Annotated in this window: 12 protein-coding genes; 6 read left to right on the top strand and 6 right to left on the bottom strand. The window is 60.7% G+C overall.

Annotation, left to right across the window (positions count from 1 at the left end):
- Positions 1–46: 46 nt before the first annotated feature.
- Both EX20_RS32105 and EX20_RS21420 read left to right on the top strand, forming a co-directional pair.
- A protein-coding gene (locus EX20_RS32105; protein ID WP_139164717.1) for an IS5 family transposase occupies positions 47–804 on the top strand; the annotation gives its coding sequence in 2 pieces (ribosomal slippage) (positions 47–362 and positions 362–804; 759 coding nt in all).
- 64 nt (positions 805–868) lie between these two features.
- Positions 869–1,132, top strand: a complete 264-nt coding sequence (locus EX20_RS21420; RefSeq protein WP_034194668.1) for a hypothetical protein — start codon at positions 869–871, stop codon at positions 1,130–1,132.
- Positions 1,133–1,584: 452 nt separating this feature from the next.
- Here the strand turns inward: EX20_RS21420 and EX20_RS21415 are convergent, their stop codons facing one another.
- Together EX20_RS21415 and EX20_RS32100 are read right to left on the bottom strand one after the other, a co-directional pair.
- The gene (locus EX20_RS21415) at positions 1,585–2,523 is read right to left on the bottom strand and encodes an HNH endonuclease (RefSeq protein WP_034194667.1); all 939 of its coding nucleotides are present in this window, start codon (positions 2,521–2,523) and stop codon (positions 1,585–1,587) included.
- A gap of 37 nt (positions 2,524–2,560) precedes the next feature.
- On the bottom strand, positions 2,561–3,193 hold the full coding sequence (locus tag EX20_RS32100; protein WP_131929114.1) for a hypothetical protein: 633 nt from the start codon (positions 3,191–3,193) through the stop codon (positions 2,561–2,563).
- 537 nt (positions 3,194–3,730) lie between these two features.
- Here EX20_RS32100 and EX20_RS21405 point away from each other — a divergent pair.
- A complete protein-coding gene (locus EX20_RS21405) occupies positions 3,731–4,546 on the top strand; it encodes a hypothetical protein (protein ID WP_131929115.1) in 816 nt (271 codons plus the stop codon).
- 233 nt (positions 4,547–4,779) lie between these two features.
- Here EX20_RS21405 and EX20_RS21400 read toward each other — a convergent pair whose 3' ends face one another.
- Genes EX20_RS21400 through imuA form a run of 3 tightly spaced genes read right to left on the bottom strand, consistent with a single transcriptional unit; the run spans position 4,780 to position 10,039 of the window.
- Positions 4,780–7,929, bottom strand: a complete 3,150-nt coding sequence (locus EX20_RS21400; protein WP_034194665.1) for an error-prone DNA polymerase — start codon at positions 7,927–7,929, stop codon at positions 4,780–4,782.
- A 6-nt stretch (positions 7,930–7,935) separates the two neighbouring features.
- Positions 7,936–9,402: a Y-family DNA polymerase gene (locus tag EX20_RS21395; RefSeq protein ID WP_081350665.1), complete on the bottom strand. Its 1,467-nt coding sequence runs from the start codon at positions 9,400–9,402 to the stop codon at positions 7,936–7,938.
- Entirely contained in the window at positions 9,332–10,039 is a 708-nt protein-coding gene (gene imuA, locus EX20_RS21390; protein ID WP_034194664.1) for a translesion DNA synthesis-associated protein ImuA, read from the bottom strand. Before imuA ends, EX20_RS21395 begins: the two co-directional genes overlap by 71 nt.
- Before the next feature lie 122 nt (positions 10,040–10,161).
- Between imuA and EX20_RS31090 the strand changes: the two genes are divergently transcribed.
- The 3 genes from EX20_RS31090 (at position 10,162) to dinB (ending at position 12,865) form a co-directional block, all read left to right on the top strand.
- A complete protein-coding gene (locus EX20_RS31090; RefSeq protein ID WP_175464272.1) occupies positions 10,162–10,413 on the top strand; it encodes a hypothetical protein in 252 nt (83 codons plus the stop codon).
- A gap of 383 nt (positions 10,414–10,796) precedes the next feature.
- Positions 10,797–11,708, top strand: a complete 912-nt coding sequence (locus EX20_RS21385; protein ID WP_034194663.1) for a DUF72 domain-containing protein — start codon at positions 10,797–10,799, stop codon at positions 11,706–11,708.
- Complete coding sequence (gene dinB, locus EX20_RS21380) at positions 11,705–12,865, top strand: DNA polymerase IV (RefSeq protein ID WP_034194662.1); 1,161 nt, start codon at positions 11,705–11,707, stop codon at positions 12,863–12,865. The genes EX20_RS21385 and dinB overlap by 4 nt, the downstream gene beginning before the upstream one ends.
- 84 nt (positions 12,866–12,949) lie before the next feature.
- Here the strand turns inward: dinB and EX20_RS21375 are convergent, their stop codons facing one another.
- A complete protein-coding gene (locus tag EX20_RS21375) occupies positions 12,950–14,536 on the bottom strand; it encodes a DDE-type integrase/transposase/recombinase (protein ID WP_034194661.1) in 1,587 nt (528 codons plus the stop codon).
- Positions 14,537–14,714 lie beyond the last annotated feature (178 nt).

Genomic DNA, 14,714 nt, shown 5'->3' with positions numbered 1-14,714 from the left:
CCTAGGGCCTGTTCACACTAATTTTGTTTGACCGTATACTTCGGTGATGGAAATCACCGAAGCCCAATATCAGCGTATCGAGCATTGCCTGCCACGACAGCGCGGTAATGTCAGCCTGACGAATCTGCAGGTACTGAATGCAATCCTCTACGTCGCCGAGCACGGCTGCAAATGGCGCGGACTGCCCAAGCGATTCGGTCGCTGGCACACGATCTACACCCGAATGAACCGCTGGTCCAGAAGTGGCGTGCTGGATCGGGTCTTTACGGAATTGCAGCGTGAGCAGATCGTTCGCGTCAGGGTTGAAGCGGTCTCGCTGGATAGTACGGTGGTAAAGGTTCATCCTGATGGTACCGGCGCATTAAAAAAAACGGACCACAGTCGATTGGAAAATCCCGTGGCGGATGGACTACCAAGATTCATATGGTTGCCGCGGATGCTCGAACAGCCATAACGTTCGCGCTGTCGCCCGGCCAGGCAGGCGACGCGCCGGAAGGGCGCGCCCTGCTGCAAAGCTTGGGACCGACCAATCGGCCACTGCACCTCATAATGGATAAGGCGTATGAGGGTGACGAAACAAGGCAACTCGCGCTCGACCTGGGTTTCATTCCCGTCGTACCGCCCAAAAGCAATCGCCTTGAGCCATGGGAATATGATCGGGAAATGTATAAACGCAGGAATGAAGTTGAGCGCCTGTTTCGCCGCCTCAAAGGCTTCCGTCGCATCTTTTCCCGGTTCGAAAAACTGGACACGATGTTCCTCGCCTTCATCAATTTCGCGCTCATCGTAGATGGGCTCAGATAGTGTGAACAGGCCCTAGCGTGATGTCCATCAGAGCACCGCATGCCGTGGCGACTACCGAGTGCGCGTGAAATTCGACGAACCCATTTTGCTGCTGGCTACGATCAACCAGCCAGCCGCGCGCCGGACCATCAAGTGGATGCTCCTCCAACCACCGTGCGACGTTCTCATGGCATCTCCCCCGACGCTCTACATCATCCCCCGCGCGCTCGCCCACACGATCGACAGACACTGCATCGCCGATGCGCTCGAACAACTCGGTCGACAATTCGTGCTCGCTTCTGGCCTGGTACGCCATGTTGTCTCCGTGTTTTATCCCGCTCGCCAGTAACTTAGCTCGTACCCACGCGAGGCGCTCACGCTCCGAATGCTTTTCTTGGTAGCTTCCACATTTGAAGCATAAACTCCCATCACGATTTTGTTTCGAGCATTGGTTCGCCGCACGCTGAACACTCGTAAGCGGCATAACCGCGAACATCCTTGCCGACCTCTGTCAGACCCTCTGTCCTAATCGACTCCCACGGCGACGAGTACGGCTGGTCGTTTTCAGATGTTCGCTCTTGGCCTGTGTGACCGTTAGGGCATACAAAGTAGCGGTAGGTGCGTAATGTCATGAGGATGTTCCTTTCGTTCACCTGCTCGGCGCGATATCAGCGATAACTTTCTGCTTTTCTCAAGTTCAGACTGACTGCCAGTCTGTCGGGGGAGCAAATCAATGCGCGACTTTCCGTCGGGTTTTACTCGACCCACGGAGCGCTCATGTTGCGCGTCATCGCTGGCATGTCATTTCCGGACGTCATCACCTGCGGTCGGAAAAGGAGCAAAAAGATTGTCCTGATCATCCGCGAGCGATTCCTCGGCGCGCACCCGAATGATCTCTGCTGCGGTCCGTTGAACGATGAACGCGCTCTGTTCCGGCGCTTGCCTGATGAGCGCCTGAATGGCATCTTCTTCTCCAGCGAAACCCATAACGCGGAAGGAGTGATTCCATTCAAACGCCCATGCCCAGATCCGCTCACCCCCAGCGGGACGACGGATAAGAACCCGGAAGAACCCATCGGCGCCGACTCCATGGATCTTGAGCTTCCAGTCCTGCACAAGACCCATAAACCAGCGTACCCGGGCCGCTCCCCAGTCGGAGCGGGGAACTACCGCGAGGGGGAAAAAACCTCCTCCGACAAAGCCCCCCAGATTCGATTCCTTCTGAAAGGTCATCCAATAAAAGAAGGCACGGAAATGATAGTTCGCTAGCCGATACATCCGCATATGGTTGACCTGCGGCGGTGCAGTGAACGTTATGGCGAACGTAGCGAGCCCTACGTCACCTTTGAGGTCGATCTTTTCGTTACTGTCGCCAACCAGCTTCCCCGTTTGCCGGCTGCGTGATCCTGCTGCCTTGCGCTTTACTTCGGCATACAAACGCTCATCGTCGATCGCATATCGACCCACTGCGTCGGGCATCATCGAGATTACAGAGATGTCGTCTTCAAGGTCAGATTTGTCGCGATTGCACGAGGAGCACGCGTACAGAATCAGATTCCACTGACCAGCGAGCGTGCCTTTGGGAACGAACCGCCGCCCGATAACGTGCTCTTTTGTTTGCAGCAGGAGCGGCCCAAATCGGCGTCCGCAATAGGCGCATGTCTCATTGCGCAGCAAGATAGCGCGGTCGCGAGGCAACTGGCGCACTGCCTGCGAGACGGTCGGGTCGTCAATGGTCATATCTGTCTTCGCTGGTGTCGGCCACGCCGACGTTTTCCTACGCGTCGCCCGTGTCGATTTTCCGCGCCTTTCGCTCTTGTCGAACAAAAGGAGCGGCCGTCGCCGCGACCAGCAACGTGAAGCGATCTGCGTCCGACATCACCTCGCCATGAAATACCTCTTCGCACAAGTCCAGCAGATCTGAGACAAGCCCGTATTCACAACCTGCATCAGTCAACGTCCCCACCATCGCCGCAACTTCGTCAGTCACTCGGAGCTCTGACTTTGCCACCGGGGCTGACTGGAATGACTGATTCACACCACGTTGGATGTCGTTAAGAAATGCTGCGCTCGATTCGTCGAGCCCCGTGTTCGGCACGGCTAATTCCACTAAGACGCGGAGTGTGTTTTCAAACCAGGCCCTGCCTTGCCACGGGCCGTCATGTGTGGCAGCCATGTAGTCAATCGCCCTGGAAACGATCTCCCAATCACCGCGTTGCTCAATCGCCCACTCAGCATGCCCTTCTGCAACCGAACTCAGTTCAGCCGCCAGACTATCAACCACGTCATTGGATGTTGAACCTTGACGCCAGAGCACCACGCGTAGAAAGCGAAGGCATGAGTAATAGAGCCCTCGTCCCCAGGGGCGTTGTATTGGTTGAGATGTGTCAGTCTCTGATGAATCGCTCATTTTTCCGTCATTCCCATGGCTCGTGTCTCAACGTCCTCTATAGGGCAACGCTCGGCGCGCTGTCGGCGCGTGTTTTCGCCGCTTCAAACTCTCCACTTTTACTCGACCTCGATCCGCTGATTCGGCCTGATCCTCAATTCCGGGCGTTTTAGCATAGCATCAGCCGTGCTGAAGGCAATAGAAGTCGATTTCTGCCTCACCACGGCCGCCATGCAGGGCTCACTCGCTCGATTGCTCATGCTGGACGTCCAGCAGAACGCGTTTGCTTCGTTCTGCGCTTGCCCCTTCGCGGACGCCGGGGCGCAGATTTGGGCACTCGCGCCAGGCCTTCTAGCTCTTCTTTAGATACGGTCCAGGTCTTCTGTCGCGGCGACTATGGCGGCGAGCCCATCATTCGCGGCTGCCGTTGCTCGACAATCGCTCCCAGACTCAGTGCAATCGGTTGCCGCTTACAATGGACGGAGCGGGGATGACAAGGCTCCCGGATTGAAGGCCGGTATTCCATGGCACCTGTCACGCAGACTAATCCGAACGAACATGACGAAGACCATCCAATATCCAAGTCATTGGACAGACATGTCCAACTATCTAGTTCACTTTGCCAACGGCAAGGCCGCAGCAAAGGGTATGAGTGCCGCAAAGTTGAAAAGAGCAACCGATCCGGGCTATTGGGCCATGTTAAGTATCTTGTCCGGTGCGAACCTTAAACCAGGGCCGTTCGGGATTGGTAGAAAGCTTGCGCCCGACATCGAGCAGCAGAAGGTTGTGTGCTTCAGTGAGATCCCACCTGGAGAATGGCTGCGCCTAAGTGAGCGGCGCAAGTCGCAGTTCGGCATTGGCTTCTCCAAACAATTCATTTCCGAGCGCGGCGGCGGCCCCGTCTGGTATGCGAGAAAGGGCAGCAACCAGAATAAGGCACTGAATAAGTTGATGAAGCTGGGTGCTGACGATCCAGAGAATCCCATCTGGCTTATTACCGCTATGATCGACGCGCCAGGGGTGTATGGCTGGAGCTCATATGAATACGAGTGGGAACGGGAGTGGCGACACATCGGCGCACTGACGTTCGAGCCGAAAGACGTGGCTTTCCTATTTATCCCTGAAGAGCTGCATCCCCAAGCGCGAGCATTCTTTTCCGACGTCTATCACAACAATACCGGCCCCGCTTATTTCTGCCCATTCATTGACGCCAAGTGGTCACGGTCGCGCGTCGAGGAAGAACTGCACAAAGACCCTGTGCAGGTGGCTCCAGATCCCCCCGCCTACGAAGAGCAGTACGAGGAGTGGGATGACGGAAACGGGAGGCGTGGAAGCATGCGCGTTACCAGATTGCGTCGACTTTCAAAAGAATGACCGATGCGTGCGCCGAGAAAATTTGCGCTATCCGATCGACGGAAGCCTCCGATTTCTCTCCTGAATCGGCAGCCACGAATGTTCAATCCCGAGGGCCGCAAAATCTAAGAGACATGAGAATGCAATGAAACGCCTACTGAGGATTACATTTTTGTCGGAAAGTTCGCCACGAGGCACTGACCTTCCGGCGGACCATTCCTGCGAATTTCAAGCATTGTGCCGAATGGGGCATGTCAGCAGAAGTTGCGGCTACCGGTTGACAAGCTTCCCAGCAGACCGGAGAAGTCAACTAGACGTTGCGCCACCAGATGGCGAACCTCGCCCTCGCGCTGCCACACGCCATACACGCCCAGCAGCGATGCACCGAGCACTTCCCGCCTATGCACCCTGAGCACCTCCGGCCGGATGATCACGTTCACGTTGCCGGTTTCGTCCTCCATCGTGATGAAGATCACGCCCTTCGCCGTCGCTGGCTGCTGCCGCACCGTCACGATCCCGCATCCCCTTGCGAGTTGTCCATTGCGATATGTGTGAAGCACGCGCGCGGGCATCAGCCTCTGTCTTGCGAGGCGCGGGCGCAGCAATTCCAGTGGATGGCGTCCGAGCGTCAGCCCGGTTGAGCGGTAGTCCGCCACGATGCCCTCCGCCTCAGACGGCGTGCCCAGCGCGGGCGTGGCTTCGTGGATTTCAGCGGTCGCCAGCATGTCCCGGTCGGGCACCGCAGCCACCGCCTGCCACAGTGCCTCGCGCCGGTTTCCTGCCAGCGACGACAGCGCATTGGCATCCGCGAGCACCTCGAGGTCATGCCGGTCCAGTTCCGCTCGTCGCGCAAGGTCTGGAACGGATTCAAACGCACGCACGGCACGCGCGAGTTCGATACGCTGCGCCGCGCCATCGCGCATTCCCTTCAGCAAGGACAGGCCGAGCCGAACCGCAGGTCGCGGCGCTACTTCGCTCCTCTCAAGCGCCGAGTCCCAGGCGCTGATCGTCACATCAACCGGCAGCACCATCACGCCGTTTCGCCGCGCGTCCTGCACGAGCTGCGACGGCGAATAGAATCCCATCGGCTGGCTGTTGAGCAACGCGGCCAGAAACGCTTCCGGCTCATGACACTTCAGCCAGCTGCTCGCATACACCAGCAGTGCGAAACTCGCCGCATGGCTTTCCGGAAAACCATATTCCCCGAAGCCCTTGATCTGCTCGAAGATGCCCTCGGCAAACTCCTTCTCATATCCACGCGCCGTCATCCCGTTGACGATGCGGTCGTAATAGTGCTGCAGGCCACCCTTGCGCTTCCACGATGCCATCGCGCGGCGAAGCTGGTCTGCCTCGCCAGCCGAGAAACCGGCCGCGAGCATCGCAACCTGCATCACCTGCTCCTGGAAGATCGGGATGCCCAGCGTGCGTGACAGCGCTCGCTCCAGATCCCTGCTCGGATAGCTCACGGGTTCAAAGCCCTGTCGCCGTTTCAGGTAGGGGTGCACGGCACCGCCCTGAATCGGACCCGGCCGCACGATCGCGACCTCGATCACCAGATCGTAAAATTCACGCGGCTTCAGACGCGGCAGCATCGACATCTGCGCCCGCGACTCGATCTGGAACACACCCATTGTTTCCGCGCACGAGATCATCTCGTATGTCTCGCCGTCTTCGGCCGGAATGTCCTGCATCTCAAAGCGCTCGCCCCGGCGTTCCGACACGAGGTCCAGCGCACGTCGTATCGCCGACAGCATGCCAAGCGCGAGCACGTCAACCTTCAGAAGGCCCAGCGATTCCAGGTCGTCCTTGTCCCATTCGATCACGCTACGCCCGGCCATCGCCGCGTTCTCCACTGGAACAAGCCGCGTGAGCTTGCCGCGGCTGATAACGAACCCACCCGAGTGCTGCGAGAGATGCCGCGGAAAGCCGAGCAACTGGAGCGTCAGCGACGCCCAAGCCTGAATCAGCGGCGTGTCCGGGTCCAGCCCCGCCTCGGCGAAACGTGCCAGCAGTTCCGTGCTGCTGTCGAACCAGTGATGGGTCTTGGCGACACGATCGACGATCTGCGGATCGACGCCGAGCGCCTTCCCGGTTTCGCGCAGCGCACCGCGCGGCCGATACGTCGATACCGCCGCCGCGATCGCTGCGCGGTTCCGCCCGTACTTCTCATAGATGTACTGCACCACCTCCTCGCGCCGCTGGTGCTCGAAGTCCACGTCGATGTCCGGTGGCTCGCCGCGCTCTTTCGAGATGAAACGCTCGAACAGCATGTTCCCGCGTGCGGGATCGACTTCTGTGATGCCAAGGCAGTAGCAGACCGCCGAGTTCGCGGCCGAGCCCCGTCCCTGACACAGGATGTGCTGACTGCGTGCAAAGCGGACGATGTCGTACACCGTCAAAAAGTATGGCTCGTACTTCAGCTCGGCAATCAGGTTCAGCTCGTGTTCGATCTGCTGCTGCACCTCGAACGGCACGCCATTGGGAAACCGCCGCTGCGCACCGATCCACGTTTCCTGCTGCAGATACATGCTCGCCGTCAAACCCGACGGCACAATCTCGTCCGGATATTCGTATTTCAGCTCATCGAGCGAGAAGTTACAGCGCGAGAGAATTGTGAGCGTTTCGGCTAGCGCCTGTGAAGGATAGAGATTGGCGAGCCGAAGTCTCGCCCGCAGATGTTGCTCCGCGTTGGGCGCGAGATCCCACCCGCATTCATGGACTGGCCTGCCGACGCGGATCGCCGTCAGTACGTCCTGCAACGGCTTGCGCGATCGCACATGCATCGCGACCTGTCCGGTTGCGACGACGGGTATGCCGTGCCGGTCCGCAACATGCTCGATGACACCGCAGTGGATATCGTCCATCGCACGCTGGTGAAGCGTCAGCGACACCCAGCCTCTTCCGGGAAACGTGGCGTCAAGCCATTCAAGCTGCGCATCGAGCTTCGCCTCGTCGGCCGGATAGTCCGGCACGAGGATCGCCATGCAGTCGGGCACGCTGCGAAGATGCGCGACTTCAGGTTCGGGACGGGACAGATCCTTTGGGGTGAGACGATAACTGCCTTTCGGTGCACGTGTACGCGCCAGTGTGATCAGCTCCGAAAGATTCCCGTAGCCTTCCCTATTCTGCGCGAGCAGGATGACCCCGAACGCCAGCGAGCCATCTGCATTCGAGAGCCGGAAGTACGAACCGATCACCAGCGGCAGGCCGGCCTCCTTCGCGGCAACGTGGGCGCGCACCACACCAGCAAGCGAGCATTCGTCGGTGATGGCGAGTCCTGCGTAGCCGAGTTGCGCGGCGCGCGTCGCCAGTTCCTCGGCGTGCGACGCGCCGGTGAGGAACGTGAAGTTGGAAAAGCAGAACAGCTCGGCGTACGCCGGCAGCATGAGCGAGGGACCGTCCATGGCACATCATCCGAACAGGCCATGCAGATACCAGCGTGGCTCGTCGCCCTCGCGGCTGCCAACCCGCTCGCGGTATACCCAATAGCATGCCTGGTCCTCTGCGCGCGCAACGAAATAGTCGCGCGTGACCAGGCGCCCGTCATACCAGCCCGCCTCGATCCGTTCGCCGGGCGACATCATATGCAACGGGGTGCCGTACACCGGGCGGTGCCTGCGCATAACCAGTTGAACTGGCGCGTCGAGCAGCCAGGTGGGCCGCGGAAGACTCACGGGTAGCGGACCGGACTTCGACGCATCGCCAAGCGGCACCCAGCGGTTCGCAATCTCCGGACGGTGATCCGCCGTCGGCGCCGGCCGCAGTACATTCGCTTCGCCCAGGCGCGCCGTGAGCAATCCGACGAGCCTCGCGTGATCGCCAGGCGATCCGCCCGGCTCAGGAAAGAGCGTATCCGACATCGGTGCAACGTCCGACATCTTCGTCGTTTCGATGCCGACCGCAATGACGGGGGCTGCGAGTTCAGTTCTCGCGAGCCGTTCCTTCATGAGCCGCACCAGATAGTCGTCGTGCCACACGGGTTCGGCCACTGCAATCGGGATCTCTGTCGGCGCAATCGCCTGCCGACCACGCTCATGCTCAAGTCGCAGCGTGAGCCCGCTCACCGCCAGTTGCCGGGCAGCCAGCCAGCCGCACAGCTGCGCCACCAGGCAGCGCGCAGCGAAAAGCACCGCTTCGGCGTGCTCAATCCGGCCGGGTAGTTCGACCCGCGCGGCGAATGTCTCCGGCAATACCATCCACTCATAGAGTTCCGGTGCAAGTCCGAATGCGCGGTCCAGCGAATCGAGGACGTCCTGCCCGCACCGGCGCTGCAGTCCGGCGCGGGGCAGCCGGCGCACATCGGCGATGGTCGAGCAGCCGAGGCCGGTGAACCAGTCAGAGAAGGGACGCAGCTCCGGAACGGCGGTCAGCGGAAGCGAAGACAGCGCACGTCCGAGCGACAGTAGCTTGACGAACCGGCGGCTGCAGTAGTGCGCCAGCAGCCATGCGCCCTGCCCGGTCGGGGCGGCGCTGATCCGCGCCGTGACACCGATCGCGTCGATGACCGGCGCGAACTCGTGGCACAGTTTCGTCACACCACCAAACAGACGCAGGCTCGCGGTGACGTCCACGAGCACGGTCCCTTCATCACACACGACGACGTCCGGCGAGAAGCGCATGAGCGCAACCGCGACTGCCCGGAGGATATCGTCCTCGCGTGCCACGTCCCGCTCGTGCACCTCGATATCCGGCGACATTGTCAGCACCCCACCGCGCCGCATTCCCGGACGCACGCCGGCTGCCAGCGCACCCCGGCCGACGAGAACCACGCGGTCCCGCTCCAGCACGACACAGCCATGCGCCGGCTCAGGCAGCCACCTCGGTCGGAATGCTTCGAGCTGGAGCCGGGGCAGATGGACGGCGAGAAAGACGCGCATGGGAACTGGTCAGGATCGGTGTGGGGTGAAGTGCAACGGAGAGGGGCTCAGCGCGTAGGGGCCCTCGTCGTTTGATGATCTCCACCTCAGCGCCATCGGACGATGGCCTGAGGGCGAGTCGCAAAACTGCCGGCGACGCGTTCTGCGCAACGGTCATCGGCTGGACTACAAAAAAGAGCGTCTCGGCGCTCTGCGCCGCCAGGTGCAGACGTCGCAGCGACGACGCCTTCACGTGCTGTTGCCAGAGCACCAGCGCGCTGCAGGTACCGGCGCGCAGGATCTGCTCGGCCGACCACAGGGCATCGGCCGTGCGCGGCGCCCGAAGCAGCATCAGCCGGTCAGGCGGCAACCCGATATGGACGAGGCCGAACGCGTTCGGCGTGAGCGGCGGCTCGAGCAGCACAACCGGGCGCCTGCCGGGTGCGGCGAGCGCCGGCGCAAGCAACCGCAGTTCGCCGATGCCGGCCTGCTGAACCAGCAGATCGGTCAATGCCCCGAGCGGCCACCCGTCGCCCGGCAGTTCAGCCGACAGCGCCGCATAGCCCGTATCTACCGTCCGCCCCCGCGCATGCGCGAGCTGGGAGGCACGCCAAAGCGACGGATGGATGGTTTCGGGACGGATGGCGGCAGCAGACATCGGTTTGCGCAGAACACTGTATGAATGTACAGTATCTTACATGGCCATTCGCCGGTGCAAGCTGGCACCTTTTATTTCTTCGGGAGCACGCCGTGGACATGCCCGTGCGCAGGACACATCCGATGCCTGAAGTCGCCGCGTGGATTGCGAACCTGCGCGAGGCGTTCGGGGATGAGGCGATCGACGACGCGATCCGGCAGGGCAAGGCCGGAGAACCGACCTTCTCTGCCCGCGAAAACGGCCGCGTCGTGGGGACACCGGCGCCGCCCGCCTCGAATGCCTGGTGTGTCGACGCGACGATCTTTGATCGCCACTTCTGTCCTGGATGCGACGGTTCATGCGTCGGCACCGGACAGCGCTGCCCCACGCGGTAAACTGCTCGACGTCTGAACGGAGGTTTTCGTGTACCGGCTTGCCTTGCCTGCCCTGCTGCTGGTCGCTGTTCCGGCTCTCGCCGAAACGGTTGAATCCGATTCGAGTCGCTACGTCGAGAGTTGGAATTCGCCGGAGGCTCGGTACGCGGCGGTTCATGTGGGCAGCGGGCACAACAGACTCCTGGGGCGCGGACAGCCCGACACGCGCCCGGCATGCGACTGCGGGCTGGCGAGGGCCGCGTCCGTGCCGTCCGGGGCCAGTGCAACCGCTACCGGTCGGGAGCCAGCGGATCGTGCGCCACGCATTCCGCCGATGATCGGTCCGGGCGGCCAGCCGTTCACCGTGTAGGTACGCAGCCGGTCGACATACGGAGGAGGTGAAAATGGACATCCTGTGTGGGACGGCGGGCTGGACAGACAAGTCCCTCATCGCCTGCAAGCGTTTCTACCCGCGCGGGAGCAATACCGCCGAAGCCCGGCTGCGTTACTACGCGTCGCAGTTTCCGCTCGTTGAGGTCGACTCAAGCTTCTACGGGATGCCGTCGGCCTCGAATTCGCAACTATGGTCCGAGCGCACGCCCGACGGCTTCACGTTCAATTTCAAGGCATTCAGGTTGTTGACCGGGCATCAGACACCGCGCGAGGCGCTGTCAACCGATATCGCTGCAGCGATTCCTGATCGCGGCAAGAAAAATCTGTACTACCGCGACGTGCCCGCAGACGTACTCGATGAACTCTGGAAGCGATATCGTGATGCGCTTGATCCGCTTCGAAAGACCGGACGGTTGGGCGTCGTGCTGTTCCAGTTCGCACCTTGGCTGACGAGTGCGCCGGAAGGCTTCGCCCATGTCGAGGAGTGCGCCAGTCGCATGACGGGCTATTTGATGGCAGTTGAATTTCGAAACAGCTCATGGCTGGACGAGCGGCACCGTGCGTCAACGTTCGACATGTTGAAGACGCACGATCTGATCCACGTCATCATGGATGCGCCATCGGACGTGAAGAATCGCGCCCAGACAGTTTGGGAAGTCACCAATCCGGCTCTCGCGCTGGTGCGACTTCATGGCAGAAACGCGACGACATGGGGCGCCACAGGCGCGGTATCGGCGTCAGTTCGCTTCGACTACGACTACGGCAACGACGAGCTCACCGAACTCGCCGGCCCTATCCGCAACATCGCATCGCGTGTCCCCAGAACGCACGTGATTTTCAATAACTGCTTTGAGGATCAGGGACAACGCAACGCGAGCACTCTCATGAATCTGCTGGGTAACGCAGCGGTGGCCACGACGTGAACAAAAGCGGGCCGAGACGAATCGCACACCTCGACATGGACGCGTTCTACGCGTCGGTGGAGTTGCTGCGCTATCCAGAACTGCGTGGACAGGCCGTCGTAATCGGCGGCGGCCGAAACGCGGCACCCGAAACGTTGCCCGACGGTACACGCAGGTTTGCGCGCCTGCGCGACTACGTGGGACGCGGCGTGGTGACAACGTCCACCTATGAAGCGCGGGCATTGGGCGTATTCTCCGCGATGGGGATGATGAAGGCCGCGCAGCTCGCACCGGACGCCATACTCCTGCCCACCGACTTCGACTCGTACCGCCACTACTCACGGCTCTTCAAGAACGCGGTTCGAACTTTCACCGACCAGATCGAAGACCGCGGCATTGATGAGATTTACATCGATCTGACAGACGTGAACGCGGAGTCGCGTGAGATCGGCACCCGCATCAAGGCCGCAGTGAAGGAGGCTACCGGCCTCGCCTGCTCGATCGCGATCGCACCAAACAAACTGCTCGCGAAAATCGGCTCTGAGCTGGACAAGCCCGATGGACTCACGATCCTCACGATGGCTGACCTCGAGACACGCATCTGGCCACTGGCAGCCAAAAAAGTGAACGGCATCGGCCCCCGAGCGAGCGAGCGTCTCGCCAGCATCGGAGTTGGCACAGTCGGTGAACTCGCTGCGGCCGATCCCGGCCTGTTGCAGGAGCACTTCGGGCGAACCTACGCGACCTGGCTCGCGCGCGTTGCGCAGGGTCATGATGAGCGTGACATCGTGATTTCTTCGGAGCCGAAGTCGATGAGCCGCGAAACGACATTCGAGCGCGACATGCATGTGCGCAAGGATCGCGCGGTATTGACGCCTGCGCTGACCGCGCTTTGCGAACGGGTGGCGGGAGACCTGGAGCGCAAAGGCTACGGCGGGCGGACGGTAGGCATCAAGATCAAATATGAGGATTTCAAGGTCGTCACCCGCGACCTTTCGCTGCCCGAGCCGGTGTCAAACCCCACGGCCATTAGACGTGCAGTGAACGAATGCCTGAAACGTGTTCTTCTTGATCGTCGAATCCGGTTGATCGGCGTGCGCGTCGGCACGTTAACACGCGCCGGCGCAATCGAATCGACGGCTATTGCACAGCAAGGGGAATTACCATTCGATAGCTAACGTCGTGCCGGAGGTGTCATCCGGTCACGGTCTGCCACGATGCGACATTCATTCAGGATACTCGTGTTGCCTCACGGGATCATGTTACTCGCGGGTAGTTGTCGTTCTCCGATTGTTTTGCGATGAAGGCTGGTGCCGCGTAGCGGTGCCAGCCTTCATCGCGTCCGTGTCGCCGAGTATCTGGATGACCAGTTCTCTGGCACGGTTCGATCGCCATGCCTTCACCCTGCGTTGCAGCGTACGCAACTGGGCGCTGGAATACATCGCCGGCGCCAGTGCGACGAGCCGTTCATGCAGTTTCCTTGCCGTAATGCCGGGCTCGCTTTCAAGCCATCTCTGTATTGTCGGCCACGTGTGCTCGAATGGATCTTCCCGGCTGCGCCAGGTGTGGGGGACGCGCGCTTTTCGGTGATGCGTTGGTCTTACCTCACCGTCCTGCCACGCTGTTCCGAGACTCACCAGGAATTCGGCGAGAGGAGCGCGACCAGGTGCTTTTGCGTCCGCCAGCGCCGTGCCGGATTCGCTACATTGCGCGACCTGCTGCTGAGCTTCGCGCATTCGGCGCAAGAGGTCCAGCGGGTCGAGCGCGCGAAACTGCGCGCGCAGTCTGCGTTTGGTCGTCTCCGGAACCGACGCCGACCGCAAGACGCGCTCAAGCGGCGTCAAGGGCGATTCATACCGCTTCGTGATCCTTGCGCCGTGACGTGTCTTCGATTTCAGCTTGAATGAAGGCTGGAAGAAGTTGATGTACAGACGCGAGACCGCGTACAGAGAGGCAAGAGTTTCCGTAGCTTCGAGTCCACGTAACCGGCCGTATCCGACGAGACGGCGCACGACTGATCCGTTTTTTTGTTCGACCCACGCCTGGTCGTTTTTCTTGTATGCGCGCGAGCGCGTCAGCTCGATACTCGTTGCTTTGCAGAAGTCGAATACAGCTTCGTTCATGAAAGCCGTATCGTTATCGCAATCCAGACCGCGAAGTGGAAATGGCAACGCTCGACGAACTTGTTCGACGTGCTCGAGAACGAACGCACCGCTTCGATAGGGCATGGCCAGGCATTCTGTCCATCCAGTCGCAATATCGGTCAGGACGAAGCTGTGCACGAAGTCGCCGTCGATCTTGGTGCCACCGCAATGCTCGACGAAATCCACCTCGAGATAGCCGGGTAGCGGATCTTTCCAGTCGGCGAACGTGCGGATCGGCACGGCGCGGCGAATTGCGTTGCCGACTCCGCCAGCGCGCCGGCGTTGACCGGCAAAAGCCTGTTCGCGCACGTCACGTAATAGCCGGTCGATGGTGGCGGCACTGATCTGGTTCAACCGCTGGCGAACTTCCTTCGACAGCGTCATGTGGCCATGACGTGTCATCGAGTCGATCAGCGTTGGGATGAGCGCCTTCAACCGTTTGCCGCAGATCCGATCGCCCGCCTCCCACAGGGTGATCAACGCGGCACGCACCTCATCATCGTAGCGTCGCTGTGGGCCGGGCTTCGTTCTTGAAGGCCCGGGCTCGCGGCACAGCACGCGAATAGCATGCTTGCGATGATACCCGGTCACCTGAACAAATTCGTCCAGTATCTCGCGCTTCTCAACGCGCCCAGAACGGCGGTACCGCTCGCCGACCGCTTCGATCAATTCCCGTCGTGTTGCCATGCTGAGCCGCCTCGCCATAAGTCGCTCCCGCCAGCATTCTGACGGGTAGCAAATTACATGAGGCAACGGCCTCGGCTCGGTAACAAATAACCTGAGTCAATGCGATACTGTCCGGACATTCAAACGTCGGCTGAGCGCCGGCACTCGATCGCTCCTTAGCGACGGGAAAGATTGCACGAACGGCCTCACCAACCGT

Origin of the sequence: Burkholderia sp. WP42 (genome assembly GCF_000745665.1) — a bacterium.
GTDB classification, from domain to species: domain Bacteria; phylum Pseudomonadota; class Gammaproteobacteria; order Burkholderiales; family Burkholderiaceae; genus Burkholderia; species Burkholderia vietnamiensis.
Note: the sequence above shows the minus strand (reverse complement) of the source record. Positions and strands in the feature narration are given on the sequence as shown.